Below are 26,250 nucleotides of genomic sequence, written 5' to 3'. Positions count from 1 at the left end.
TCGAACGGGAGGGCAGTGTGGCTCAATCCAGTCGTACCTGGCGCCGTCTGCTGGCCGTCGGCACCGTGCTGGTGCTGGGCGTGGTCGTGGCGGCGCCGCCGGCACAGGCCACCGGCGGGTCAGGAGCATTCCGGTCCTGGCAACTACGCAAGGCGGTCACCGCCGACGGCGTCCTGCACCACCTCAGGGAACTACAGAAGATCGCCGACCGTAACGCGGGCAACCGGGCCTCCGGCAGCGCGGGCTACAACCGGTCCGTCGACTACGCCGAGAAGGTGTTCCGCAAGGCCGGCTACCGGGTGACCCGGCAAGCGTTCGACTTCCAGACCTTCCTCATCAACAGTCCGTCCGAACTGGAACGGATCACCCCGACGCCGGGCGACCTGGCCCACCGGATCATGAGTTACTCCGGCAGCGTGGACGTCACCGCGAGCGCCACCGTACCGACCGGTGACCCGCTCGGCTGTGCGGCGGCGGACTTCGGCCCGGTCAACGTCGGCACGATCGTGCTGGTCAGCCGGGGCACCTGCTCGTTCGGGCAGAAGGCGACAACGGCGGCGGCGGCCGGGGCGGCCGCGATCGTCATGTACAACAACATCCCCGGTGCCCTCGCCGGCACCCTCGGCAACACCTTCACCGCCGACTTCGGCGCCGTCGGCGTCAGCCAGGCCCTCGGCCAGGAACTCGTCGCCCAGGTGCCCGCCGGGCTCACCCTGCGGATACACACCGACACCTTCCGGGGTACGGCCACCACCGAGAACATCATCGCCGAGTCCCGCTGGGGCAACCCGAACAACGTGGTGATGGCGGGTGCGCACCTCGACTCGGTGCCCGAGGGACCGGGCATCAACGACAACGGCAGCGGCAGCGGCGCGGTGCTGGAGGTCGCCGAGCAGATGCGCCGGGTGTACCCGAAGAACAAGGTCCGGTTCGCGCTCTGGGGCGCCGAGGAGTCCAACCTGGTCGGTTCGACGTACTACATCGCCAACCTGCCGCAGGCCGAGCGGGACAGGATCGCGCTCTACCTCAACTTCGACATGGTCGGCTCGCCCAACTACGTACGGTTCGTCTACGACGGCGACAACTCGGCCTTCCCACCGGGAACCGGCTCGGCCGCCGGACCGCCCGGCTCGGGCGCGATCGAAGCCCTCTTCCACGACTACTTCGAGTCCCAGGGGCAGGCGTCGGCGGAAACGCCGTTCTCCGGCCGCAGCGACTACGGGCCGTTCATCGCGGCCGGCGTCGACATCCCGTCCGGGGGCCTGTTCACCGGCGGGGAGCTGATCAAGACCGAGGCCGAGGCGGCGGCCTACGGCGGCACCGCCGGTGTCGCCTACGACGTCTGCTACCACCTGGCCTGCGACACCATCAACAACGTGAGCAGGAAGGCCATCGGCGAGATGTCCGACGCGGTCGCGCACGCCGTGATCACGTACGCCTTCGACACCCGCAGCCTGAACGTACCGACCAACGGGCCGGCGAGCGGCTCGACCGCTCCCGCCGGTGGTGGCGGCGGACTGCACGACCAGGAGCACGAGTACGCCAGCTAGCACCGACAACGGGTACGGGGCGACGCGTCTGCGCCGCCCCGTACCGCTGTCCGGGTCGTACGGGTCAGGACGGCTCCTCGCCGAGCCGCTGTCGGTTCGCCTCGATCCAGGCGTCCAGCGCGTCCGGGTCGTCCGGGTCCACCCCGTCGGCCATCAACTGGGCCACCGCCGCCGTCGCCGGGCTGCGCCGCTCACCGGTGCTGTAGAGCCGGGCGAACTCCGGCACCATCTCCACGATCGCCTCGTCGGTCTGCGGCACCGCCGACTCCGGCAGGCCCCGCTGACGGGCCGCGTAGGCGGCCCAGGCGCGCACGGCGCGGGGCAGCATCGCCGCGTCGTCCATGTCCAGCACCGCGCGGCGGTGCACCCAGTCGAGCAGGAACAGGCCGGCGACCGCCGGACTCCACCGCATCGGATCCGCGTCCGGGAAACTGGCCGAGTGGTCCAGCACCAGGCTCAGGCAGAAGTGCAGCGAGGCGAGGTCGGCCTCGGGCACGTCGGCCAACCCGAACCGGGCCGCCTCCGGCGAGTCGAGGAAGGCCCGGACCAGCGCCGAACGCTGCTCCGCCGACAGCGGCTCGGGCTCGTCCGGCACCACCGTCAGCACCGACGCCGGCAGCAGCGCCAGCCGGGCACCGACCAGGGCCCGGTCGGTGGCGAGCGAACCCTCCGCCGGCAGGTCCCCGAGCTCGTCGGTCACCTCCAGGTAGCGGACCACCTCGCGGCGCAGCCGGCGCGGGTCCTCCTCCCGGAACCAGGTCAGCTCGTCGTTGGCGCACATCTCGCGTACCTGACCGAGGATGCGCTCGGCCGGCCCGCCGACGAAGACGTCCTTGGTGATCCCGATGTTGTGGTCGACCAGGGCCACCACCGCATGCTCCGGCCCGCCCGACTCACCGTCGTCGTACGCGAACGTGGCGAGGTAGGACGTCTGGTCGCCGTACACGTCGCCGTAGGCGTAGCTGCCGGTCAGCCGGACCTTGCCGAGCTGGCCCGACCACGACGGCGCGGTCGCGCCCTGCTTGACGGCGGACGCGCCCTCGGCGTCCGGCACCAGGGTGGCGAACACGTTCCGGATGGTGGTCGCGGCGGCTGTGCGGCGCCGCGACGTCGCGGCGAGGAAATTACCCACGAACTCTCGTACGGCGGTGCTGCGGTCTTCGTCGGCGATCGCGTAGACACTGCCCAGAAGAGCCGCGCCGAGCATTTCGGCGTCGAGTGCGCAGTCCAGCTTGGTTACGTCGCGGGCGGCGTGCAGCACCGCGTCGTAGGGGGATTGAGGCGTCGCCATGGGTTCGACCCTACGCCCGAGGCCACCTTGTGAGCACCAGCAGCGCGCCCGGCGCGAGTACGCCCACAGCGAGCGACACCACCCCGGTCACCGAGAGGACGAGGCCAGGGCGAGTGCCTCGCGGGCTTGGGCGTACCGGCGCAACACGTCGCGTACGGGCGTGACGACCAGTTCCCGGCCCACCTCGCCGACGCTGGTGTGCAACCGTTCCTCGGCCCGTCCACCGGCCCGCCGCGCGGCCCAGCCGATGACCGGCTTGACCAGCAGGGCGACGACCACCCCGAGCAGCAGCCCGCCGAGCAGCAGGACGGTCGGCATCGGCACCACCCCGACGGTCGGGTAGTCCAGCGGCGGCAGGCCCAGCGCCCGCAGCGCGTAACCGAGCATCAGCCAGCCGAGTCCGGCCAGTGCGGCCAGGATGGCCAGCCACTGCACCCCGCCGACGATTCGCCACCAGAGCGGTCGACGATCCATGCCGAGGTCGGTGCCGGCCACCGCCTGATCGAGCGCGTCCGGCAGGTCGGTGAGGCGGGACCGGGCGGCGGCGGTCACCGCGGCCGGCCACGGGTCCGGCAGGGCGGCACCGGCCTGGTCGGCGATCGCCCGTACGGCCAGCCCGACGGCGGCCCGCTGGGCGGCGGTCGGATCGGGCAGCGAGGTGACCCCGAGCGGGGTCGGTGCGGTGCGAGGTTCGTCCCCGGCCGTCCCGTCCCGTCCGGAACCGGGCAGGTGCAGCCGGCGCAACGGGTCCGGGCGCAGCCGGCGCCAGCCGCGTACGACCGGCCAACCGGTGGCCCCTCCGGCCCGGTGCACGTACGCCCGGCGGGTCGCCTCGGCCACCGCCGGCACCCCGGCCGAACCGGCGAGCGCCTCGGTGAGCCGGCGAATCGTCCGGCGGTCGACGTCGTTCTCGTTCGCCGCCGGGCCCATCAGCTCGGCGAGTTCGTCGACGACCACGTCCACGTTGGCGGAGAGCCGACTCAACGCCGCCTGCCGAGACGCGACCGTACGTTCGAGGGCGGCCCGCAGGTCGGCGATGCCGGCCTGGTTGAGTGTCGAGGTGGCCAGCACCGGCACCTGGTCGAGCTGGTCGGTGACGAGGATCCGGTGCAGGTCGGCCACCACCCGGGGCACCTCGGCCGGCGGCAGCAGGTCGGACTGGTTGAGCACCACGACGGTGACGTCCTGGTGCTTGCGGAAGTCGCGCAGGTAGTTGGCGTGCACCACCCGGTCGGCGTACTTCTGCGGGTCGACCACCCAGACGACCAGGTCGACCAGGCCGACCAGGCGGTCCACCTCGGCCCGGTGGGCCCACTGGACCGAGTCGAAGTCGGGCAGGTCGAGCAGGACCAGGCCGTGCAGGGCCAGTTCGTCGTCGCCGTCGAGCGCGCTCTCCCGGACGAACCGGTGCCGGGGCAGCACGCCGACCCAGTCGAGCAGCTTGGCCGCGCCGGTCAGCGGTCCCCAGACGCAGGCGTGGGTGACGCCGGTGGTCGGCCGGCGCACGCCGACCGGGGACATCTCCCACCGGGCGAGCGCGTTGAACAGGCTCGACTTGCCGCTGCCGGTGGCACCGGCGAGCGCGACGACGGTGTGGTCCCGGGACAGCGCGAGTCGGGCCTCGGCCCGTTCGACCAGGGTGTGCGCGGTACCGAGGCGCTTTTCCGGCAGCAGCCCGTCGACCGCCCGGCGGAACCGGTCGACCGCCTCCAGCCGGTTCAGCAGCCGGTCGGCGTCGATCAGCCGGTCGCCGCGCAGCGCGTCGCGTACCTTGCCCGCGAGGTTGCTCACCGGGCCACCTCCGGGCCGCCGGTGGTCAGGGCGGTCCGGGCGCGGGCGACTTCGACCGTCGCGCCGGCCGCGCGCAGCCGGGCGCCGGGTTCCGCGCCGACCTCCACGGTGTCGAGCTGGTCGAGGTAGCGGGCCAGTTCCTCTTCGAGCAACTTGTCGACCAGGGCCAGCAGGTCGCGGCGGGCGCGGGCGGCGAGGGTACGGATGGCCTGGTCGCCGAAGATCGCTTCGAGCACCTTCTGGGCGGCCACGGTGGTGCCGCCGGCTGCGGCGACCTCCAACCCGGTCGGGATGAAGGCGGTCGAGGCGAAGACCGCCACCATGACCGCGAGCCCCATCGCGTTGACCGCGTACGCGGCGGTCCGGGCGACGAACCGTTTGTCGCCTGCCTCGGCCCGGACCAGGTCGAGTACGCCCCGCTGCCAGTCCCGGATCAGCCGTTCCGCCCGGTCCGGCAGGTCGGTGCCGGGGCGGCCGAGTTCCGGGGTGAGCAGTGCCGCTCCGGACGGATGGGTGTGCCAGGCGTTGTACGCGCCCTCGGCCGCCTCGGCGGCGACCCCGCGCAGCAGGTTGACCAGTTGGGACTCGATCGCGTGCTGGAGCTGTCGGCCGGGTGCGGGTCGCCCGGTCACCGCGGCGACGACCCGGTCGCGGAGTCGACCGATCCGTGCCTCCAGGGTGCGGAACAGTTCGCCGGTGCCGACGAACTCCTGCCAGCGGTTGAGCACCTCGCCCCGGAGCAGCCGACCGTCGGAGAGCCCGTTCTCGACCGTACGCCGGGCGCCCCGGTAGGCGGCGTGGGCGCGTTCGGCGAGGTCGTCGGCGGTGGCCGCCTGGTCGTCGGCGGCGCCGGCCAGGCTCTCGACCGCCGGTCGCAGCGCGCTCAGCGCGCCGTCGAGGGTCTGCCGGACCACGGTGGCGCGGGCGTCGGCGTCGCCGGCCAGCCGGGCGAACCAGCCGCGCAGCGCAGCGGTGTAGCGCTCGGGTAGCAGGCCCTGCCCGTCGACCGGGGTCTCGGGGAGCACGAACAGCGGTGCCGCGCCGAGGCGTTGTTCGGTGAGCATCTCGGTGAGGTGGTCGGCCACCTCGTCGGCGGCCCCGAAGGGCACCCGGTCGAGGACCAGGGCGATGACGGTGCCGCGCAGCCGGGCGGTGCGCAGCAGTTCCCACGGGACGGCGTCGGCGTACCGGGCGGCGGTGGTGACGAAGAGCCACAGGTCGGCGGCGGCGAGCAGTTGCGTGGCGAGGGCCCGGTTGGCGTCGACCACCGAGTCGATGTCGGGTGCGTCGAGGAAGGCCAGGCCCGGCGGGAGGGCCGGCGCCGCGATCAGCTGGAGCGTGCCGGGGTCGTCACTGGCGTCTCCGGTTCGGGTCAGGCCGGGCAGCAGGTCGCCCTGGCGGAACCAGGCGAGGTCGCCGGGGTTGCAGACCAGGACGGGTGCCCTGGTCGTCGGCCGGAGCACGCCGGTGGCGCTGACCCGGGCCTGGACCAGGCTGTTGACCAGGGTCGACTTGCCGGCACCGGTGGAGCCGCCGACGACCACGAGCAGCGGGGCGTCGAGTCGGGCGAGGCGCGGGAGCAGGTAGTCGTCGAGTTGCGCGGCGATGGCCGCGCCGACCTGCCGGGCCTCGTCCGCCGATGGCAGGACCAACGGGTACGCGGTTTCGGCGATCACCGTACGCAGGTGCGCGAGCGCGGGTCGCAGGTCGGGTTCGGTGCTTTCCGCGACCTTCTGTCCGGCTGCTGCCCGCCAGGTCACCTCGCGTACGACCGGTGCGCTCCGGGTGGCGCCGGGAGTGTTCGGGTCGGCGTGACCGGTTCGGGGCTCGGTGCCCGGTTCAGCCGCCACTTGAGAGGAAGATTCGGATATTGTGGGAGGTTTCTCTACGAGGGCGGGCGCGCCGGGACCACTGGCGGGATCGCCGTGCGTCGTCACGGGTAAAGCCTGCCTGATGTATGCAAGACAGACAACAGGCACCCATACCGGTTCGGCCGCACCGGTACGTCGCCGGCCGGCAATCGTCCCTGGTCAGCAGGCCGATCGGCCGAGGTTGCGCGGATGTGACTCAACTCCAACTTGACGCCTGGGATCCTCGTGGCACTATTGAGTCCGGTCCACTCAACTTGCGGTGGGTTAGCTGCGGGCGGTGCCCGTCACCTGCCTAGTAACGAAGCGAGGAAGCAAAGATGGCACGTGCGGTCGGCATCGACCTCGGCACGACGAACTCCTGCGTCAGCGTTCTCGAAGGCGGTGAGCCCACCGTCATCGCGAACGCCGAGGGCTCGCGGACGACTCCTTCGATCGTCGCGTTCGCCCGCAACGGCGAGGTGCTCGTCGGTGAGGTCGCCAAGCGCCAGGCGGTGACCAACCCGGACCGGACCATCCGGTCGGTCAAGCGGGAGGTCGGCACCAACTGGTCGGTAGACATCGACGGCAAGAAGTACACCCCGCAGGAGATCTCGGCGCGCACGCTGATGAAGCTCAAGCGGGACGCCGAGGCGTACCTCGGCGAGCGGATCACCGACGCCGTGATCACCGTTCCGGCGTACTTCAACGACGCCCAGCGGCAGGCCACCAAGGAGGCCGGCGAGATCGCCGGCTTCAACGTACTGCGGATCGTGAACGAGCCGACCGCGGCGGCGTTGGCCTACGGGCTGGACAAGGGCTCCAAGGAGCAGACCGTACTGGTCTTCGACCTCGGTGGCGGCACCTTCGACGTGTCGCTGCTGGAACTGGCCGAGGGCGTGGTCGAGGTCAAGTCGACCAGCGGTGACAACCACCTGGGCGGCGACGACTGGGACGAGCGGATCATCGACCACCTGGTCAAGACCTTCCGGGGCCAGCACGGCGTCGACCTGTCGCAGGACAAGATGGCTATGCAGCGGCTCCGCGAGGCGGCCGAGAAGGCCAAGATCGAGCTGTCCGCGGCGACCACCACCAGCATCAACCTGCCGTACATCACCGCGGGTCCGGCGGCCACCGACGGTGCCCCGTCGGCTCCGCTGCACCTCGACGCGACCCTGACCCGGGCCGAGTTCCAGCGCATGACGCAGGACCTGCTGGACCGGACCAAGGGCCCGTTCCAGCAGGCCATCAAGGACGCCGGGGTGAAGGTCGCCGATGTCGACCACGTGATCCTGGTCGGCGGCTCCACCCGGATGCCGGCCGTCAGCGATCTGGTCAAGCAGCTCATCGGCCGGGACCCGAACAAGGGCGTCAACCCGGACGAGGTCGTCGCGGTCGGCGCCGCGTTGCAGGCCGGTGTGCTCAAGGGCGAGGTCAAGGACGTCCTGCTGCTCGACGTGACCCCGCTGAGCCTGGGCATCGAGACCAAGGGTGGCATCTTCACCAAGCTGATCGAGCGCAACACCACCATCCCGACCAAGCGCTCCGAGGTCTTCACCACCGCGGACGACAACCAGCCGTCGGTGCTGATCCAGGTCTTCCAGGGTGAGCGGGAGATCGCCGCCTACAACAAGAAGCTCGGCACCTTCGAGCTGACCGGCCTGCCGCCGGCCCCGCGCGGGGTCCCGCAGGTCGAGGTCACCTTCGACATCGACGCCAACGGCATCGTGCACGTCAACGCGAAGGACCTCGGCACCGGCAAGGAGCAGTCGATGACGATCACCGGCGGCTCGGCGCTGCCGAAGGACGACATCGAGCGGATGATGCGCGACGCCCAGGACCACGCCGACGACGACAAGCGTCGCCGCGAGGAGGCGGAGACCCGCAACGTCGCCGAGCAGCTCCAGTGGCAGACCGAGAAGTTCCTGGCCGAGAGCGGCGACAAGCTCCCCGGCGAGTCCCGCGAGCAGATCAACGAGGCCCTCGGTGACCTGCGCAGCGCGCTCGGCGGCACCGACCTGGAGGCGGTCAAGTCGGCGCACGAGAAGCTGGCCACGGTCTCCCAGCAGGCCGGCTCGCTGCTCTACGCGTCCCAGGCGGAGCAGGGCGAGCAGCCGGGTGCCGCGGGTGCCGGTGCGACCGGTGCCGGCCCGACCGGCGGCAAGCCGGCCAGCGGCCCGGACGACGTCGTGGACGCCGAGATCGTGGACGAGGACGACAAGAAGTGACCCGTCGCCACCACGCCGGCCCGGTCGCCCTCGGGCGACCGGGACCGGCGCTGCCTTCGGCGCTGTCCGGCACGAGGTAGTCGCGTGGCCGAACAGCGCAGGGTGATCGGCCAGCCCGGCCCGGTGGACCGGGGTCTGGACGAGTGGAGCGAGGAGAAGTCATGACGGAGAAGCCACAAGCCGCCGACCCGGAGACCACCGGGTCGACGCCGGGTGGCTCCGGCCCGGCGCAGGAGCAAACTGGCGAGCGGGTTGTCATCCGGGACAGGCGGAAGATCGACCGGTCCGACGACGGCACCGACCCGACGATCGACGATGTCGATTCGGCAAACGCCGAGGCATCGGTGAACGGGGTCGAGCCGGGGCAGCCGGACGAGTCGGACGACGACGAACTGGTCGGCGAGTCCGACCGGCCCGGTACCCCGATCCTGGACGAGTTGGTCGAGGACGCCGAGGTCGAGGTCGAGCTCGCCGACGGGAAGGCCCGGGGGCCGAAGTTGGACCAGCCGGCCGGCCTTGAGGGCGCGGTGGTGGACGCACCGGCCAAGCCGGTCGGCGGCGCACCCGGCCCGCTCGGCGCCGAGTTGGAGGCGCTGCGCGCCGAACTCGACGAGCGGACCCGGGACCTCCAGCGGGTGTCGGCGGAGTACGCCAACTACCGCAAGCGGGTGGACCGGGACCGGGGGCTGGCGGCCGAGCAGACCACCGGACAGGTGCTGACCGCGCTGCTGCCCGTACTGGACGACCTGGACCGGGCACGTGAGCACGGTGACCTGGTCGGGCCGTTCGGCACCGTTGCCGAGCAGCTCAACACGGCACTGACCCGGTTCGGCCTGACCCCGTTCGGGGAGAAGGGCGACCCGTTCGACCCGACCCGGCACGAGGCGGTGGCGCACCGGACCTCGGCCGAGGTCACCGAGCCCACCTGCGTCGAGGTCATGCGTCGGGGCTATCAGCTCGGCGAGCGGCTGCTGCGACCCGCACTGGTCGCCGTCGCCGATCCGGAGTAGTTGGATTCGACTGTCATGATCGGGGCGTACCGGGGGCCGTTACGGCGGAACCCGGTACGCCCCGATCACGACGCGAGGAAGGGGGTGGACGACAGATGAGTTCCAAGGACTGGCTGGAGAAGGACTTCTACGCCGCGCTGGGTGTGGGTAAGTCCGCCTCCTCCGACGAGATCAAGAAGGCGTACCGCAAGCTGGCCCGCGAGTCGCACCCGGACCACAACCCGGGTGACCCGCAGGCCGAGGAGCGGTTCAAGACCGTCTCCGAGGCGTACGACGTGCTCTCCGACGAGCGCAAACGCCGGGAGTACGACGAGATGCGCTCGCTGTTCGGCTCGGGCGCGTTCCGGCGCAACGCCCGCAGCGGCCAGCCGGGCGCCGGCGGTTACCCGTTCGACGTGTCCGACCTGTTCGGCAACGCCGGTCAGCCCGGGGCCGGTGACCGCCGGTTCGGCGGGGCCGGATTCTCCGACCTGTTCAGCTCGATCTTCTCCGGTGGCGGTGCCACCGGGGCGCCCCGGGCCCGTGGCCCGGCTCGCGGGCGCGACGTCGAGGCGGAGGTCGTACTCGACTTCAACGACGCCGTACGCGGGGTGACCCTGCCGTTGACGTTGCGCGCGCCGGGCGTCTGCGACACCTGCCACGGTGACGGCGCCAAGCCGGGCACCCAGCCGCGGGCCTGCCCGCAGTGCCACGGCGCCGGTGTGGTGACCCGCAACCAGGGCTCGTTCAGCTTCTCCGAGCCGTGCCGGGAGTGCCAGGGCGTCGGCACGGTGGTGGAGGAGAAGTGCCCGGAGTGCCTCGGCACCGGCGGGGTGACCAAGACCCGCACCCTGAACGTACGTTTCCCCGGCGGGGTGGCGGACGGCCAGCGGATCCGGCTCGCCGGTCGCGGTGAGCCGGGTGAGCGCGGCGGTTCGGCCGGTGACCTGTACGTGCTGGTCAAGGTACGCAACGACGAGCTGTTCGGGCGCAGCGGTGACGACCTCACGCTGACCGTGCCGATCACCTTCGCCGAGGCGGTGCTCGGCACCGACCTGCGGCTGCCGACGATGGACGGCGCGGTGACCCTGCGGGTGCCGCCGGGCACCCCGAGCGGCCGGACCCTGCGGGCGCGCGGCAAGGGCGTGGCCCGGCGCGACGGCCAGCCGGGCGACCTGCTGGTCACCGTGGAGGTCACGGTGCCGGCCCAGGTCTCGGCGGAGGCCCGTGAGGCGCTGGAATCGTTCGCCAAGCAGAGTCCTCCGGCCGGGCGGGAACATCTCGACGCCCGGGTGCGTCGAGTTAACTAGCGGTCGGTGATGCGGAGGTGAGTGGCGATGGCTGAGGAGTTCATCATCTCGGTCGAGACGTCGTCCGATGCCAAGGTGCTGATGATCTCGGTGGCGGCCCGGATGGCGGGGATGCACCCACAGACCCTCCGCCAGTACGACCGGATGGGCCTGGTCCAGCCGGGTCGGGCGGCGGGCGGTGGACGGCGCTACAGCGTGCGTGACGTCGCCCTGCTGCGCGAGGTGCAGCGGCTCAGTCAGGACGACGGGGTCAACCTCGCCGGGATCAAGCGGATCATCGGGCTGGAGCAGTTGGTCGACGAGTTGCAGCAGCGGATGGCGCAGATGGAAGCCGAGCTGGAGCACGCGTACCGGCGGGTTGCCGAGCTGGAGGCGGCGGCGACCGGCGCGTTCCCGCGCCGTGACCTGGTGCCGACGAACCAGGTGTCGACCGCCCTGGTGGTCTGGCGTCCGCGCGCCCGCTGACCCGTTGCCGCCGACCGGCCGTGGTTGGTCGTCCAGATGTCGGAACGCCCCGCATTTCCGCCCGGAAGTGCGGGGCGTTGGCCTAGTTTGAGGATGCCGGCACGGGCCGGGATCCACGGGGGGTCCCGGCCCGTACCGGCTTCGGTGCTGTCGGTGAGCCTCAGATCGATCTGAGCCGGCGGTGTACGGGCGGGTCGTTGATCCAGCCGACGAACCTCGCCTGGATCTGCTCCGGGGTCAGTTCGGGCAGTGCCGGCGCCGCCCTGTCCCGGAAGTGCCGCATGAAGGCGGCCAGTCGGTCGGGTTCCCCCGGGTAGAGCAACCGCACCCGGCGGCGGAAGACAGCGCATGGCCAGTCCTCGCCGTCGTCCGGGCAGCGCCAGTCGTCCGGGGCGGGGCGGTGCGCGGAGGTCAGGTCGTCGTCGGGCACGCCCGGTACCGCCTTCCGTCGATGTTGGACCAGGAACATGGCACCTCCTCGATCTGGATGGGACCGCCCCGGTCCGGTGGGCACGGACTCCGGTGGGCACGGATTCCGGGGCGGTCCCCAGTTCCGCCCGTCCACGTCCGGCCGTCCTACCGGGAGGGTCCGAGCGGTTCCTTGGTGACACTGTGGTGCCTCAACCATTACTGTCGGAACGGCACAATCCGCTTCGTGGATGAACCGGCACCGCTAGTGATGGTTGATAGACGATCGTCGAAATCATGGGAAGGTGTGGAACCCGTGGGAATCTCGCCGTCGGAGTTTCTGGTCCGCGAAATCAGACGCCGTCGGGTCGCCGCCAACATGACCCAGATCGTGCTGGCCCAACGGACCTTCTGCTCGGACTCGCACATCAGCAACATCGAGCAGGGCAAGGCCACCCCCGACGAGAAATTCCTGAGACTGCTGGACGAGGCCCTTGAGACCAGCGGCTTCTTCGTCAACCTCTGGCAGGAGTTGGTCCGCGACGCCGCGTCGCCCGTCTGGCTGCGCGAATGGCTGGAGTACGAGCGTGAGGCACTCACCCTGCGCGGGTACGAGCCGGCCTTCGTGCCCGGCCTGTTGCAGACCGAGGCGTACGCGCGGGCACTGTTGCGAATCGGTGGCCTGTCCGGTGCCCGGCTGGACGAGAAGGTCGCCGAGCGGCTCTCCCGACAGGCGATCCTCGACCGGGAGACCCCACCGGAGTTGTTCCTGGTGCTGGACGAGATGGTGCTGCGCCGGAGGTGCGGTGGCCACGACGTGATGAGCCACCAGGTCGAGCATCTGCTCGCCCAGATGGAGCGGCCCAACGTCCACGTCAACCTGATCCCGGTCGACCACGGCATCTATCCCGGACTACAGGGCAGCTTCGTCATCGCCGACCTGTCGAGCGGGTTGCGGGCCGGATATATCGATAACCAGCTTGATGCTCAGGTCTTCGAGGGGCAGGTGGACGTTGCTAGGCTGGGCGTGCGGTGGGACGGCTTGACCAGCGAAGCTCTCCCCGGCCGGCAAACGCTCGACATGGTGAGGGAAGTGGCCAAATCATGGATGTGACTGGCGCCCGGTGGCGGAAGTCGACCAGGTCGGGCACGAACGGGGGCAACTGTGTGGAGGTCGCCGACAACCTGTCCGACCGGGTTCTGGTCCGGGACAGCAAGGACCGTGGCGGGGGCATCCTGGCCTTCGACCCGGTCGCGTGGCGGGCGTTCGTGAGCCTCGCGAAACAGCACTGACCCGGTTCCGCGCGGAACCGGGCCGGCTGCTCCGGTCAGCCGAGGCGGCGACCCTGGCGGACCAGGCCGCCCTCGCACCAGTCGTGGTAGTTGAAGAGTTCCGGCTTGGCCAGCAGCACCCGGCTGTTGTGCGCCCAGACCTGCATCTGCTCGTCGCCGCCCTGCTCGGCCTGCTCGACCAGCTTGCGCAGCCGCCGCTTCGGGTGGGCCCGGAACTTCGTCCGGATGCCGTCGGCGGCGTAGATGTAGAGGCAGTGCAGGGCGAACCGGCGGGCCGGGCAGGACCGGTCCATCGCCAGCTCGAACAGGGTGGTGACGAGCCGGTCACCGGAAACCAGCAGGTCCCAGTCCTGCGGCATCGATTGCAACGGTACGGAATCGGGCTGGTAGGCCCAGGCGCGCAACTCGGCGGGGGACGGGTCCACCGGGTTGGAGAAGCCTTGGAACGCGGTCTGTTGCACGCTCACCGGGCCGACCTTCCGCTCTCGCGGGCGCGGGTCACTTCAGCGTCCCGCGCACGCACCACCTGTTGCGGCGACACGGTAGCGTGCCGCCGTCGATCTGGGGAAGAGCCCTGACGTGCCATTTCATCAAGCCGTTACGTCAAAAGTACGGAGAGTCCCCCGTACCGGGGCGATTCAGTCGGTTGCGGGTGCCGGCTTGAGGGCGGACGCCTGAGCCTTGCGGCGCAGCCAGTCCTTGAACCAGCGCATGTCCGGCAGTCGGGCCAGCATCGGACCGGTGACCACGGTGATCAACACGTACGCCGTGGCGAGCGGGGCGAGCTGCGGTTCGATCGCCACCCCGGTGGAGGTGACCGCGAGCCCGGCGATGACGATCGAGAACTCGCCGCGTGGCATCAGCGCCAGTCCCGTACGCCAGCGACCGGGTAGGGCGATCCCGACCCGGCGGGCGGCCAGGTAACCGGTGAGCAGCTTCGTGCCCATCGTGACGACGGCCAGTCCCAGCGCCGGCAGCAGCACCGGCGGCATGTCGGCGGGATCCGTGGCCAGCCCGAAGAAGACGAAGAAGACGGCGGCGAACAGATCCCGCAGCGGCGACAGCAGCTCGGTCGCGTGGTGTGCGACCGGCCCGGAGAGCGCGATGCCGACCAGGAACGCGCCGACCGCCGCCGAGACCTTCAGCCCGGCCGCCAGGCCCGCCACCAGCAGGGTCAGCCCGAGTACGCCGAGCAGCAGCGCCTCCGGATCGGTCGGCGCGAACATGCGCGAGATGATGTGCCCGTACCGGATCGCCACGACCAGCACCACGACGACGGTGGCGACCGCGATGCCCAGCGCCTTGGCCCCGCCGATCAGCCCGATGCCGGCCAGCAGCGCGGTCACCAGCGGCAGGTAGAGCGCCATCGCGAGGTCCTCGATGACCAGGATCGACAGGATGACCGGGGTTTCCCGGTTACCCAGCCGACCCAGGTCGGCCAGGACCTTGGCGATCACGCCGGACGAGGAGACCCAGGTGATGCCGGCGAGCACCACGGCAGCGAGCCAGCCCCAGCCGAGCAGCAGCGCGAAGGCGGCCCCGGGCAGCGCGTTGAGCAGCCCGTCGATCAGCCCGGCCGGGGCGGCGGCGCGCAGGTTGCCGACGAGTTCGCTGGCCGAATATTCCAGGCCGAGCATGACCAGCAGCAGGATCACGCCGATCTCGGCGCCGACCGCGAAGAACTCCTCGCTGGCCGAGAGCGGCACGATGCCGCCGTGGCCGAAGGCCAGGCCGGCCAGCAGGTAGAGCGGGATCGGGGAGAGCCCGATCCGGCGGCTCAGCCGGCCGAGCAGGCCGAGCCCGAGCAACAGCGCGCCGACTTCGACGAGCAGGACGGTTTGATCATGCATCCGCGATCAGCCGTCCGGATCGCTGTCGGCGAGGATCGCGGTGACGCCGTCGAGACCCCTGCGGGTACCGACCACGACCACGACATCGCCGGCTTCGAAGCGGAACGAGGGATCGGGGGAGGCGATGACCTCGCGCTCGCGCAGCACTGCCACGATCGAGGCGCTGGTCCGGGTGCGAGCCTTGGTGTCGCCCAGCTTCCGTCCGACGTACGGCGACCCGGCCGGGATGGAGATCTGCTCGGTGAGCAGTCCGGCGGCCTGCTGGCGCAGTCCCGAGAGCTGACCGAGCATCAGCGAGGCGCCGAGGATGTCGGCCAGTGCCTCCGCCTCGTCGTCGTTCAGCGGGATGTCCGCGGTGCAGGCATCGGGGTCGTCCTGGTCGTATAAAACCAGGTCACGTCGGCCATTGCGATGGGTGACCACCCCGAGCCGGCGACCGGACGTGGTCACCATGTCGTGGCGCACGCCGATCCCGGGCAGGGCGGTCTGTTCTACGCGTACTCGCACGGGCGCAACGCTACCGTGTGCCTTCACGTACCGCCCACGGGGCGAAAGTGTGCTGATCACGGCCGAGTTGATCGCGATGTTCCGGTTTCCCGAGTGATCGACGTCACAACGTAGAGTTGAGCGGAATAGACTCAACTCTGGTTGTGTCGTCACCAGTGGACACGCCGATCCAGGGGAGCCCATGAACGCCGAACGCCTGACCACCAAGAGCCGCGAAGTCATCACCGGCGCGGTCGCCATCGCCAACCAGCGCGGCCACGCCACCGTCGAACCGTGGCACCTACTGCTGTCGTTGCTGGACACCGGCGGCTCGACCGCCGGCGGCCTGCTGCGCGCCGTGGGCGCCAACCCGGCGGACATCCGCCGGGCCGCCGCACGAGCGGTGGAGAACCTGCCCGCCGCGCGCGGCGCCAGCGTCGCCGAACCCAGTCTCTCCCGCGAGTTCGCCAACGCCATCGGCGCGGCCGAGCAGATCGCCCGGCCGCTCGGCGACGAGTACACCTCCACCGAGCACCTGCTCGCCGGCCTGGCCCGGGTGGGCGGCGTGGTGGCCCAGACGCTCAAGACCGCCGGTGCCACCGAGGAGAACCTGGTCGCGGCGTTCCCGACCGTACGCGGTGGCGACCGTCGGGTGACCACCGCCGACCCCGAGCAGACCTACCAGGCCCTGGAGAAGTACGGCGTCGACCTGACCGCCAGCGCCCGCGCAGGCAAGATCGACCCGGTGATCGGGCGCGACTCGGAGATCCGCCGGGTGATCCAGGTGCTCTCCCGGCGTACCAAGAACAACCCGGTCCTCATCGGCGAGCCCGGCGTCGGTAAGACCGCGATCGTCGAGGGCCTGGCCCAGCGCATCGTCGCCGGTGACGTACCGGAGTCGCTGCGGAACAAGAAGCTGGTCTCGCTCGACCTGGGCGCGATGGTGGCCGGCGCGCAGTACCGGGGACAGTTCGAGGAACGCCTCAAGTCGGTGCTGGAGGAGATCAAGGGCTCCGACGGCCAGGTGATCACCTTCCTGGACGAGCTGCACACCGTCGTTGGCGCGGGCAAGGGCGAGGGCTCGATGGACGCCGGCAACATGCTCAAGCCCATGCTGGCCCGGGGTGAGCTGCGGATGGTCGGCGCGACCACGCTCGACGAGTACCGCGAGCACATCGAGAAGGACGCGGCGCTGGAGCGCCGGTTCCAGCCGGTGCTGGTCGGTGAGCCGACCGTCGAGGACACCATCGGCATCCTGCGCGGCCTCAAGGAGCGCTACGAGGTCCACCACGGCGTACGGATCACCGACGCCGCGCTCGTCGCCGCCGCGTCGCTGTCCGACCGGTACATCACCGAGCGTTTCCTGCCGGACAAGGCGATCGACCTGGTGGACGAGTCCGCCTCCCGGCTACGGATGGAGATCGACTCCCGGCCGGTCGAGGTGGACGAGATCGAGCGGGCGGTCCGCCGGCTCGAAATCGAGGAGATGGCGCTGGCCAAGGAGCCGGACGCCGCCTCCGCCGAGCGCCTCGAACGGCTGCGCAAGGAACTGGCCGACAAGCGCGAGCAGCTCACCGCGCTCAGCGACCGGTGGCGGCTGGAGAAGGAGCACATCACCCGGCTGTCCACCGCCAAGGAGGAGCTGGAACGGCTCGGCGGCGAGGCCGAGCGGGCCGAGCGCGACGGCGAGCTGGAGCTGGCCGCCGAGCTGCGCTACGGCCGCATCCCCACCATGCAGGGCGAACTGGCCAGGGCCGAGGCGGAGCTCGCCGTACTCCAGGCCGCCGGGGCGATGCTGAAGGAGGAGGTCGGCGCCGACGACATCGCCGCCGTCGTCGCCTCCTGGACCGGTATCCCGGCCGGCCGGCTGCTGGAGGGCGAGACCGCCAAGCTGCTGCGGATGGAGGAGTCCCTCGGTTCGCGGGTGGTCGGGCAGACCGAGGCGGTCGGCGCCGTCGCCGACGCGGTCCGCCGGGCGCGGGCCGGTGTCGCCGATCCGGACCGGCCCACCGGCAGCTTCCTCTTCCTCGGCCCCACCGGTGTCGGCAAGACCGAGCTGGGCAAGGCGCTGGCCGAGTTCCTCTTCGACGACGAGCGGGCCATGGTCCGCATCGACATGAGCGAGTACGCCGAGAAGCACTCGGTGGCCCGCCTGGTCGGTGCCCCGCCCGGCTACGTCGGGTACGAGGAGGGCGGCCAGCTCACCGAGGCGGTGCGTCGGCGACCGTACTCGGTGGTGCTGCTGGACGAGGTGGAGAAGGCCCACCCGGACGTCTTCGACGTGCTGCTCCAGGTGCTCGACGACGGCCGGCTCACCGATGGTCAGGGACGCACCGTCGACTTCCGCAACGCGATCCTGATCCTCACCTCCAATCTCGGCTCGGGGCTGATCACCGACCCGACCCTCACCCACGAGCAGCGGCGCGACGCGGTGCTCGCGGTCGTCCGTACCCATTTCAAGCCGGAGTTTCTCAACCGGCTCGACGACATAGTGGTCTTCGCGGCTCTGACCGGCGACGATCTGCGGTCCATCGTGGACATTCAGCTCGATCGGCTGCGCCGGCGGCTGGCCGACCGGCGGCTCGCGCTGGTCGTCGCCGACCCGGCCCGCGACTGGCTGGCCCAGCACGGGTACGACCCGATCTACGGTGCCCGCCCGCTACGCCGACTGGTCCAGTCGGCCATCGGCGACCGGCTCGCCCGAGCACTGCTCGCCGGTGACATCCGCGACGGTGACGTGGTCCGGGTCGACCTGGCCGAGAGCAAGGACGCGCTGGCGGTCTCCGCCGGCTGATCGACCCGGCTGATCGACCCGGCTGATCGAACCCGGATCCCGGTGGGGGCGGCCGCCGTACGGGCGGCACGCTTCCACCGGGATCCGGGTTCGGAAAGCTTCGATTGGGGCACAATCGAACCATGGCTGATTCCCCCGCAGCGAGTTCCCGCGAGGCGAGCGACGGCATCGAGGCGGCGGTGCGGGAACTCCGTACCGCCGAGGCGGTGGCGTTCGGCGGCGTCGGTTTCGCCGGCCGGATCATGCCGTCCACCGAGGCGTACAACATCCTTGAGGTGGCGCTGCCGAGCCGGCTGGACGAGGTACGCCCGCACATCTGCGAGCTGCTGACCCACGGCTCACCCGCCGGCAAGGTGTACGCGGCCACCCTGCTCGCCCGCTTCGACCCGGCCGCCGCCCGTGCCGCCTGGGAGGCGCTGACCGACGAGCGGGCCGAGTTCACCACCTACACCGGTTGCCTGATCGACCAGACGACCGTCGGCGAGTACGCCACCGCACAGCTCGACCAGGGCTGATCCGTACGGCGTCGGCGAACGGCTCTTCGCCCACTGTCGCCGGGACCCCTTGATCGCTACCGTCACGCCGGTGAGCTACGCGTGGCAGTACCCACCGCCGGGCTTCCCGTCGCCCGGTCCCCCGCCGATGGGGCCGTACGGGTCGTACCCGAACCGACCGGCGGCGGTGACCGTGGCGGCCTGGTTGGTGTGCGGCGTCGTTGCCGTACTGCTGATCGAGATCGTGCTCGCCGTGGTGGAGGCGGTGCACTTCGCGGGCGTGATCGACCGGACCGCCGAGCTGACCGACGCCACGTCGGGCGAGGTGGACGGCGAGCGGTTCGGCAACGTCATGGGCCTGCTGTTCACCGGCGGCCCGGCACTGCTGTTCGCGATCTGGCTCGCGGTCTGCGTCCCACCGCTGCTGCGGGGACGGAACGCGGCCCGGATCCTCACCATGATCCCGGCCGGCCTGACGCTGCTGATGTGTTGCGTACCGGCCATGTTCGGTTCGATCTTGGCGCTGTTCCTGCTGGCCAGCCCGGTGCTGGACGAGCCGACGGCGAGCGGACCGTGGCCCGAGTCGGACCCCGACTACCCCGACTACCCGGCCGACCCGGACTTTTCCGGCTACGAGGAGTCCGAGTTCTACGAGGTGCTCTACAGCGACACCGACCCGGTCTTCGACGCCCTCTCGGTCGTCACGCCGCTGCTGGTGCTGCTGGCGTTCGGGCTGACGGTGGCGGCGACGGTGCTGTTGCTGACGCCGCCGGCGAACCGGTTCTTCCGACCGCAGCACCAACCCCCGCCCTCCTGGCCCGGCTATGGCACCGGATACGCGTATCCGGTGCCGGTGCCGGTGCCGGTGCCGGTGTTCGGGTCGTTCGGACAGCCATTCCAGCAGCCCCCGGCGGATTTGAAGGTGGGTGACTGTCCGATCACGACGGAGGGGCCGGCCGCGCCGGAGGCGGCAGCGGGTGTTCCGGAAGGGTGCGCGGGGTTGTTACCGTCGGCGCCCGAACAAGGTCGAGAGGGGTGAACCCGGTGGATGGCGGGACTGCGTACCTGGTGGCAACGCTCGGGTGCCTCGTCGCGGTGGCGGGCGTGGTGGTAGCCGTACTGGCCCTGCGGGCGAAGCGGCGACAGGCCCGGAAGTCCGGGCAGACCAAGGAGCGGGACCCGTTCCGGGTGGTGGACGACGACGCCGACGCCGTCCGGGGCGATCCACGCAGGCTGCGCCCCGGTGACATCGTGGAGATCCGGAACACCCAGTACGGCGTACGCGGCACCCTGCGGTTCGCCGAGGGCGACTGGGGCTGGGCCGAGCACCTGCTGGACGACGCGCAGGGCGCGAAAATCTGGCTCTCGGTCGAGGAGGACCCCGACCTGGAGCTGGTGTTCTGGACCGGGGTGCCGGGCCCGGACGGCGTACCGCAGCCCGGTCCGGCGCGACTCGACTTCGCCGGCCGGAGCTACACCAGTGACGAGGCCGGGCAGGCCCGTTACACCGCCACCGGAACCACCGGGCTCAACCCCAGCGGCACCGTCCGCTACCACGACTACCTGGACCCGACCGGCGCCCGGCTCTCCTTCGAGTCGTACGGCGACAGCCCGACCTGGGAGGCGTCAACGGGCGAGCTGCTGCAACGGTCCGAGGTGCGGATCTATCCGCAGTCGACCTCCGGCACCGACGGTGGACCGATCGGGCGGGCCGGCTGAACATGCTCGTCACCCTGGACGCCCCGTACGCCGACACCACCGCCGCCGAGCTGAGTCTCGCGCTCGGTGGGCCGGAACTGCCGGCGTTGCACGTACTCGACCTGGTCCATCCGGACCGGCCCGGCGTGCGCCTGCGACTGCGCCTGCTCGGCGCCTCCCACCAGGTGGTACTCCGGCGCGACGGTGACCCGCTCGTGCCGTCGGGGGAGCTGGTCGAGACGGTGGCCTGCCTGCCGGGCCGGCAACCCGAGCTGCCGGCGGAACTGGCCGATCCGGTCAACGGCTACCGGTTCGCCGCACGGGTGCTGCGGCTGGACCCGGCCGAGATGTCGGCCCGTACGGCCGTGTTGCGGCGGGACCTCGCCGACGACCCGTACGCGTTGATCGGGGTCTTTCCCGGCGGCCCGGAAGCGATCACCGCGCTGCGGCTGCACCGGGACCACACCACCGACCGGTCCGGCGGCACGATGGCGATCGGTTGGAGCACCTGGCACGCGTACCCGCAAAGTGGCGAGCTAGTCGAGACCGAGACGGTGGTGAGTACGGCATGACGTACCGCAGGTGGCTCTTTGTCGGATCGGCGTTCGCCCTGGTGGGGTCGCTGGTCGCCGGATTCGCGATCTTCTACGGCAACTTCTCGCCACGGGGATACGTCCAGGACCACTACTCCCGGTCGGCGACCCGGGACATCGGGTCGCAGGCAATGGCCTACAGCTCGAACAAGGCACCCAGCGCGGTGGCCAAGGAGGTCACCGGCCACTGGCGCCCGGCCGACCAGTACGTCGACGCCAGCGGGGTCTACCTGCGTTACGACGACGACTCGGTGGTGATCCTGCCGTTGGCCGGCGGCTCGCTGATCCTGCTGGAAAAGGTCACCACCGCCCAAGGGCGCTACCACTCCAAGGTCGGTAACGAGTGGGGCTGGGGGCGGGGCGTGACCGTACGGGGCGGCGGTCCCGGCGCCGGCAAGTAGTTCGTCTTCCCTCCTCATCCCTCGGGAGTCCCATGTTGAGCACCCTCGCCAACGACCTGCTGGCCACGCTCGCCTTCGGCGTGGTCGGTGTGCTGCTGATGGGCGTCGGTTACGCCCTGGTCGACATGGCCACACCGGGTCGGCTGCACGAGCTGATCTGGGCCGACCGGAACCGCAACGCCGCGCTGCTGCTCACCTCGAACCTGGCCGGCGTCGGCATCATCGTGACCACCGCGATCGTGGCCAGTGACGACGACTTCGTCGCCGGCCTGGTCGGCAGTGCCGCGTACGGGCTGATCGGGCTGGTCATCATGGCCGGCGCGTTCCTCCTGCTGGACATGGCTACGCCGGGCCGGCTGGGCGAGATCCTGGTCGACCCGGAACCGCACCCGGCCGTCTGGGTCTCGGCGGTGGTGCACCTCGCCACGGGCGCCGTGATCGCCGCCGCGATCAGCTGATGGCGGACAGATCGGGGCGGGACCAGCAGGCGAAGCCGCCCCTGAGTCCGGCTGAGGCGGCGAAGCGAGCGGCGGCGGCGAAGCGGGCCGAAACGGCGCGACGGGCGGCGGCTGCGAAGCGGCCCACAGGTCGCCCGCGCACGCGGGACCAGCGGATCGCCAGGCGGATCAAGATCGGCGGCGCGGTGCTGGTCGCCGTGCTGGCCATCGTGGTGGTGTGGGTCGTCAATGCCGGGGGCGACGTTTCCAACGACGCTAGTGGTACGGCGGTGCCGGGGCCGGAACCGACCGAGCGCGCCGATACCGTCGTGCTGCTGCGTAACGCCCATCGGACGCAGGAAATCTGCTACGGGTGGGAGCTTCTGGGCGGGACCCAAAAGGTCAGTGTCGGCTCGAATCTCGGCGTCAGTGTGGCGCTGGGCACCGACCCGTCACAGTGTTCGCGGTGGGTGAAGGTCATCGCCGATGTCACCTACACCGAGGAGTCCAGCGAGAGCGAGGACTGGGCCTCGTTCTGGGTGACCAGTTCCGACGACCTGTCGGGGATCGACTACGTCGAAGGGCTGAGCCGGTTGGGGCTGACCGACGACGACTTTCTCGCCGATCCGGGCTGGGCGATCTGCCGGGCGGCGGTGTTCCTGCCGTTGCTGGTGGCCGAGTCCGACGCGGTGCCGGCCGCACCCGTACCGACGTCCGGAGCGGGGCCGTCGCCGTCACCGTCACCGCAGGCCACCCTGGCGGCGCTCCCGGATCCGGGCAGCGACTTCTGGCGTGACCGCTCGTTCCAGGCCATCGGTGCCGGCTTCCTCTTCCTGATCAGCGTGCTCCTGCTGGCCGTCGGCTGGTTCGAGCGACGCCACCAGCGCGGCGGCACGAAGCCGAAGAAACCGTCCGACGGCACCGGCACCGGCACCGGCAACGGCACCGGCAACGGCAACGGCAACGGCACCGGCACGGTTGCCGGTCCGAGCGGTCGGCAGCGATGACGGTTGAGGCGGTGACCGACCCGGCCTCGACGTCCGATCCGGCCGAGACGTCCGCGCGTCCGCGCTGGCGGGGGGCGCGGGCGGCCGTACTCGCGGCGGTTTTTGTCTGTGCCGCGTGCGGGCTGGTCTACGAGTTGGCGCTGGTGGCGCTGGGCAGCTACCTGATCGGGGACACGGTCGGGCAGGCGTCGATCGTGCTCGGGGTGATGGTCTTCGCGATGGGCATCGGTGCGCTCGCCGCCAAGCCGTTGCAGTCCCGTGCGGCGGTCGCGTTCGCCGCCGTGGAACTCGCCCTCGCCCTGTTCGGCGGGCTCTCGGTGCTCGGGCTCTACGCCGCCTTCGCCTGGCTCGACCTGTACGTCCCGGCCCTGGTCGGCACCGCGTTCCTGCTCGGTCTGCTGATCGGGGCGGAGATCCCGCTGCTGATGGTGCTGCTGCAACGGATCCGGGCGCAGTCGGCCGGCAGCGCGGTCGCCGACCTGTTCGCCGCCGACTACGTCGGCGCCCTGCTCGGCGGGCTGGCCTTCCCGTTTCTGCTGATGCCGGTGTTCGGCCAGCTGCGCGGGGTGCTCGTGGTCGGCGTGGTGAACGCTATCGCCGGGCTCGCGCTGGTCTACACCGTGTTCCGGCGCGAGCTGGGTCGGCGGGCCAGGGTCGGCCTGGCCGCCGGGTCCGTGCTGGTCGGGCTGATCCTCGGGTACGCCTACGTGACGGCGTACGACTTCGAGGTGACCGCCCGGCAGCAGCTCTTCCGGGACCCGGTGGTGTACGCCGAGCGCACCCCGTACCAGGAGATCGTGCTGACCCGGTCGGTTCCGCTCGTCTCGCAGGGCGTGACCGACCTGCGGCTGTTCCTCAACGGGGACCTCCAGTTCAGTTCGGTCGACGAGTACCGCTACCACGAGGCGCTGGTGCATCCGGTGCTCAGTGGCAGCCGGGGTTCCGTGCTGGTCCTCGGCGGCGGTGACGGGCTCGCCGTACGGGAGCTGCTGCGCTATCCCGACGTCGACTCGGTGACGGTGGTGGAACTCGACCCGGCGGTGGTCCGGCTGGCCCGGACCGAGCCACAGCTCCGTACGCTCAACGCCGACGCGTTCGCCGATCCCCGGGTGCGGGTGGTCAACGCCGACGCGTTCCAGTGGATGCGTACCCAGGCGCAACGGTTCGACGCGATAGTGGTGGACCTGCCCGACCCGGACGAGACGGCCACCGCCAAGCTCTACTCGGTGGAGTTCTACGCACTGGTACGCGCCGTGCTGGCCGAGAGCGGACGGCTGGTGGTCCAGTCCGGTTCGCCCTACTTCGCGGCTAAGTCGTACTGGTGCATCGAGGCGTCGATCCGAGCTGCCGGCTTCACCACCACGCCGTACCACGTGGACGTGCCGTCCTTCGGGGACTGGGGCTTCGTGCTGGCGGCGCCGGGTGCGACCGCGCCGGTGCTGGGGCTGCCGTCGGACGTACCGCCGTTGCGGTTCCTCGACGCGGACACGCTCCGGCTGGCCGCGAACTTCCCCCCGGACCGGCGCCGGCAGGACCTGCCGCCGTCGACCCTGCTGCACCCACGGGTGCTCGAATACGCCCGGGCCGAGTGGCGCAGCTACTGACCGCCGCGCGAAGGGGTGACACATCGAGGCTCAGTGATGATTTTGTGTCGTGTCGTGCTTCGACACGCCGGTTTGGTCTGTCGGGCTGGCGGGGTACCGATACGGTAATTCTCGATCTGTGGAGGGAGCGCCGTGTCTGATCCACACAATCCGGCGAGCGCCGCGGCGAGGCCGCGCCCCAGCACCGTCACCGTCGCCGGCTACCTGCTCTACCTGGCCGCCGCGCTCCAACTGATCGGAGCGCTCATAGCACTCCCGTTCATCGGCACCATCAACGATGTCTACGAAGAGGCGTACGCCGGCAGCGACCTGGCGGGTGCGGGTGCGGTGGGCAGCGTGACGGTGATCGCTGGCGCGGTGATCGGGCTGATCGTCGCCATCGGGTTGGTGGTCCTCGCACTGCTGAACAACCGTGGCAAGAACCCCGCTCGGATCGTGACCTGGGTGCTCGGTGGTCTCTTCCTCTGCTGCTCGATCGCGGCCCTCTCGCTGAGCGCGGCCGGCAGCGCGCTCAGCCCGTCCTCCGGCGATGCCAACCTGCCGGACGAGGCCGAGGTCCAGCGCATGTTGGACGACCGGCTGCCGGGCTGGTACACCCCGGTGACCACGCTGGTCAGCGTACTGACGGTGATAGCGGTGCTGGTGGCGCTGATCCTGCTGGCCCTGCCGCCCTCGAACGAGTTCTTCCGCAAGCCGCAGCCGGTCTGGCAGCCGCCCGTGCCCGGCTCGGCGTACCCCGGTTTTCCCCAGGCGATGCCGCCGGCCGGCCCGCAGCAGTGGTCCGGACCGGGCGCCGGCAGCCCGCCGGTCGACCCGTCCGGCGGCGACCCGGACGACCGACGGGAATTCCCGCCGTCGGCACCCCCGCCGTCCGGGCCGTCCAACGGCTGATCGGACCATCCGAAAGCCGACCGGAGAGCGCTTGTCGGCCGACCGGATCGGCGACTCGTCAAATTGGTCGGACCGGGATCGGACTTCCGGGTGATCTTCCCGAGTAGGTTGCATTCCGACGCCTACTCGGGGGGATCTGTCGTGTCGGAACCAGCGCACATGTGGCCCGGCGGTGTGGTTCCGCCGACGGCCGGTTGGCCCGACCCGGTGTCGGCCGTGGCACCGAGCCGGCGGCCGGGGGCGGTGCTGCTGGCCGCTGTCGTGCTGGGCGTGATGGCGACCGGTGGGCTGGTCCACGCGTTGGTCGGGCTGGTCACGTCGACCGGCACGGTGGACCGGTTCCGGGCCGCCGCCGAGCCGGCCGGGGTCGACCGGTCGGAGATCGACGGCTTGGTCGCGCTGCTGCGGGTCGGTGCGGGGATCAGCACCGCCGTGGCGGTCGGGGCGGCCGCCCTGCTGGTCGGGTTGGCGGTGGGCAACCTGCGGGGCCGCAACCGGGTCCGGATCGCCACCTGGGTGGTCTGCGGGCTCGGTCTGCTCTGCGGGTGCGGCACGCTGGCGGCACTGATCGTGCAGCGGGCGGTGCCGCTGACCGGCGGCGGGGACGACCGGATGTCGGCCGAGGCGATCCGGGCGTTGACCGACGCGTACCCGTCCTGGTGGGTTCCGCTGACCGCCGGTCTTTCGGTGGCTCAGGCACTCGGTTACTTTGTAGTAGCAACGCTGCTGGTGCTGCCCGCGGCGAACGCCTTCTTCCGTGAGCGGGCGTCCGTCCCGGTATGGCCACCGGTGCCACCGCCGCCGAACCGCTAAGGACCCTGCC

The 26,250-nt window shown here is 71.1% G+C and carries 25 protein-coding genes; 18 read left to right on the top strand and 7 right to left on the bottom strand.

All coding sequences use genetic code 11. From position 1 onward, the window contains the following. The first annotated feature begins 17 nt into the window (after positions 1-17). The gene (locus OG792_RS32655; protein ID WP_329105453.1) at positions 18-1,550 is read left to right on the top strand and encodes a M28 family metallopeptidase; all 1,533 of its coding nucleotides are present in this window, start codon (positions 18-20) and stop codon (positions 1,548-1,550) included. A 64-nt stretch (positions 1,551-1,614) separates the two neighbouring features. Here OG792_RS32655 and OG792_RS32650 read toward each other — a convergent pair whose 3' ends face one another. The 3 genes from OG792_RS32650 to OG792_RS32640 all read right to left on the bottom strand — a co-directional run bounded on the left by OG792_RS32650 (position 1,615) and on the right by OG792_RS32640 (position 6,482). Continuing rightward, positions 1,615-2,841 (bottom strand): hypothetical protein, encoded by a 1,227-nt coding sequence (locus OG792_RS32650; RefSeq protein WP_329105451.1) that lies wholly within the window; start codon positions 2,839-2,841, stop codon positions 1,615-1,617. An 87-nt stretch (positions 2,842-2,928) separates the two neighbouring features. Continuing rightward, complete coding sequence (locus tag OG792_RS32645) at positions 2,929-4,632, bottom strand: GTPase (RefSeq protein ID WP_329105449.1); 1,704 nt, start codon at positions 4,630-4,632, stop codon at positions 2,929-2,931. Next, complete coding sequence (locus tag OG792_RS32640) at positions 4,629-6,482, bottom strand: ABC transporter (RefSeq protein WP_442932340.1); 1,854 nt, start codon at positions 6,480-6,482, stop codon at positions 4,629-4,631. The genes OG792_RS32645 and OG792_RS32640 overlap by 4 nt, the downstream gene beginning before the upstream one ends. A gap of 338 nt (positions 6,483-6,820) precedes the next feature. Between OG792_RS32640 and dnaK the strand changes: the two genes are divergently transcribed. The 4 genes from dnaK to OG792_RS32620 all read left to right on the top strand — a co-directional run bounded on the left by dnaK (position 6,821) and on the right by OG792_RS32620 (position 11,471). Beyond that, positions 6,821-8,707: a molecular chaperone DnaK gene (gene dnaK / locus OG792_RS32635; RefSeq protein ID WP_329105448.1), complete on the top strand. Its 1,887-nt coding sequence runs from the start codon at positions 6,821-6,823 to the stop codon at positions 8,705-8,707. 161 nt (positions 8,708-8,868) lie between these two features. After that, positions 8,869-9,717, top strand: a complete 849-nt coding sequence (locus OG792_RS32630; RefSeq protein WP_329105446.1) for a nucleotide exchange factor GrpE — start codon at positions 8,869-8,871, stop codon at positions 9,715-9,717. 95 nt (positions 9,718-9,812) lie between these two features. Next, positions 9,813-11,006 (top strand): molecular chaperone DnaJ, encoded by a 1,194-nt coding sequence (dnaJ, locus tag OG792_RS32625; RefSeq protein WP_329105444.1) that lies wholly within the window; start codon positions 9,813-9,815, stop codon positions 11,004-11,006. A gap of 27 nt (positions 11,007-11,033) precedes the next feature. Beyond that, positions 11,034-11,471 carry a heat shock protein transcriptional repressor HspR gene (locus OG792_RS32620; RefSeq protein ID WP_329105442.1) on the top strand — a complete coding sequence of 146 codons (438 nt, stop codon included), beginning with the start codon at positions 11,034-11,036 and terminating at the stop codon, positions 11,469-11,471. A 160-nt stretch (positions 11,472-11,631) separates the two neighbouring features. Here the strand turns inward: OG792_RS32620 and OG792_RS32615 are convergent, their stop codons facing one another. Next, complete coding sequence (locus tag OG792_RS32615; protein ID WP_329105440.1) at positions 11,632-11,940, bottom strand: hypothetical protein; 309 nt, start codon at positions 11,938-11,940, stop codon at positions 11,632-11,634. 255 nt (positions 11,941-12,195) lie between these two features. On the opposite strand from OG792_RS32615, the gene OG792_RS32610 reads away from it, so the two are divergent. Next, positions 12,196-12,993 carry a helix-turn-helix domain-containing protein gene (locus tag OG792_RS32610; protein ID WP_329105439.1) on the top strand — a complete coding sequence of 266 codons (798 nt, stop codon included), beginning with the start codon at positions 12,196-12,198 and terminating at the stop codon, positions 12,991-12,993. Then, the gene (locus tag OG792_RS32605) at positions 12,984-13,172 is read left to right on the top strand and encodes a DUF397 domain-containing protein (protein ID WP_329105437.1); all 189 of its coding nucleotides are present in this window, start codon (positions 12,984-12,986) and stop codon (positions 13,170-13,172) included. Before OG792_RS32610 ends, OG792_RS32605 begins: the two co-directional genes overlap by 10 nt. A 35-nt stretch (positions 13,173-13,207) precedes the next feature. Here OG792_RS32605 and OG792_RS32600 read toward each other — a convergent pair whose 3' ends face one another. The 3 genes from OG792_RS32600 to OG792_RS32590 all read right to left on the bottom strand — a co-directional run bounded on the left by OG792_RS32600 (position 13,208) and on the right by OG792_RS32590 (position 15,529). After that, positions 13,208-13,639: a hypothetical protein gene (locus OG792_RS32600; protein ID WP_329105435.1), complete on the bottom strand. Its 432-nt coding sequence runs from the start codon at positions 13,637-13,639 to the stop codon at positions 13,208-13,210. Positions 13,640-13,810: 171 nt separating this feature from the next. Then, positions 13,811-15,022, bottom strand: a complete 1,212-nt coding sequence (locus OG792_RS32595; protein WP_329105433.1) for a cation:proton antiporter — start codon at positions 15,020-15,022, stop codon at positions 13,811-13,813. Between the two features lie 6 nt (positions 15,023-15,028). Beyond that, positions 15,029-15,529: a cation:proton antiporter regulatory subunit gene (locus tag OG792_RS32590; protein ID WP_329105431.1), complete on the bottom strand. Its 501-nt coding sequence runs from the start codon at positions 15,527-15,529 to the stop codon at positions 15,029-15,031. A 181-nt stretch (positions 15,530-15,710) separates the two neighbouring features. Here OG792_RS32590 and clpB point away from each other — a divergent pair, with 181 nt between their 5' ends. The 11 genes from clpB to OG792_RS32535 all read left to right on the top strand — a co-directional run bounded on the left by clpB (position 15,711) and on the right by OG792_RS32535 (position 26,240). Further along, the gene (gene clpB, locus OG792_RS32585) at positions 15,711-18,302 is read left to right on the top strand and encodes an ATP-dependent chaperone ClpB (RefSeq protein WP_329105429.1); all 2,592 of its coding nucleotides are present in this window, start codon (positions 15,711-15,713) and stop codon (positions 18,300-18,302) included. A gap of 122 nt (positions 18,303-18,424) precedes the next feature. Continuing rightward, on the top strand, positions 18,425-18,817 hold the full coding sequence (locus tag OG792_RS32580; RefSeq protein WP_329105428.1) for a hypothetical protein: 393 nt from the start codon (positions 18,425-18,427) through the stop codon (positions 18,815-18,817). Between the two features lie 70 nt (positions 18,818-18,887). Further along, positions 18,888-19,835 carry a hypothetical protein gene (locus tag OG792_RS32575; protein ID WP_329105426.1) on the top strand — a complete coding sequence of 316 codons (948 nt, stop codon included), beginning with the start codon at positions 18,888-18,890 and terminating at the stop codon, positions 19,833-19,835. A gap of 5 nt (positions 19,836-19,840) precedes the next feature. Further along, the gene (locus tag OG792_RS32570; protein WP_329105424.1) at positions 19,841-20,515 is read left to right on the top strand and encodes a DUF4178 domain-containing protein; all 675 of its coding nucleotides are present in this window, start codon (positions 19,841-19,843) and stop codon (positions 20,513-20,515) included. Positions 20,516-20,517: 2 nt separating this feature from the next. After that, positions 20,518-21,066 (top strand): DUF2617 family protein, encoded by a 549-nt coding sequence (locus tag OG792_RS32565; RefSeq protein ID WP_329105422.1) that lies wholly within the window; start codon positions 20,518-20,520, stop codon positions 21,064-21,066. After that, a complete protein-coding gene (locus OG792_RS32560) occupies positions 21,063-21,488 on the top strand; it encodes a DUF4247 domain-containing protein (protein WP_329105420.1) in 426 nt (141 codons plus the stop codon). The genes OG792_RS32565 and OG792_RS32560 overlap by 4 nt, the downstream gene beginning before the upstream one ends. Positions 21,489-21,520: 32 nt before the next feature. Further along, positions 21,521-21,946: a DUF350 domain-containing protein gene (locus tag OG792_RS32555; protein ID WP_329105418.1), complete on the top strand. Its 426-nt coding sequence runs from the start codon at positions 21,521-21,523 to the stop codon at positions 21,944-21,946. Next, complete coding sequence (locus OG792_RS32550; protein ID WP_329105416.1) at positions 21,946-22,932, top strand: hypothetical protein; 987 nt, start codon at positions 21,946-21,948, stop codon at positions 22,930-22,932. Before OG792_RS32555 ends, OG792_RS32550 begins: the two co-directional genes overlap by 1 nt. Continuing rightward, positions 22,929-24,536, top strand: coding sequence for a polyamine aminopropyltransferase (locus OG792_RS32545; RefSeq protein WP_329105414.1), 1,608 nt, complete (start codon positions 22,929-22,931; stop codon positions 24,534-24,536). The genes OG792_RS32550 and OG792_RS32545 overlap by 4 nt, the downstream gene beginning before the upstream one ends. 132 nt (positions 24,537-24,668) lie before the next feature. After that, positions 24,669-25,427, top strand: coding sequence for a hypothetical protein (locus OG792_RS32540; RefSeq protein WP_329105412.1), 759 nt, complete (start codon positions 24,669-24,671; stop codon positions 25,425-25,427). A 141-nt stretch (positions 25,428-25,568) separates the two neighbouring features. Continuing rightward, positions 25,569-26,240: a hypothetical protein gene (locus tag OG792_RS32535; protein WP_329105410.1), complete on the top strand. Its 672-nt coding sequence runs from the start codon at positions 25,569-25,571 to the stop codon at positions 26,238-26,240. Positions 26,241-26,250 lie beyond the last annotated feature (10 nt).

This window comes from Micromonospora sp. NBC_01699 (assembly GCF_036250065.1).
GTDB lineage: Bacteria > Actinomycetota > Actinomycetes > Mycobacteriales > Micromonosporaceae > Micromonospora_G.
The sequence above is the reverse complement of the archived record's forward strand: the minus strand, read 5'-3'. Positions and strand labels throughout refer to the sequence as shown.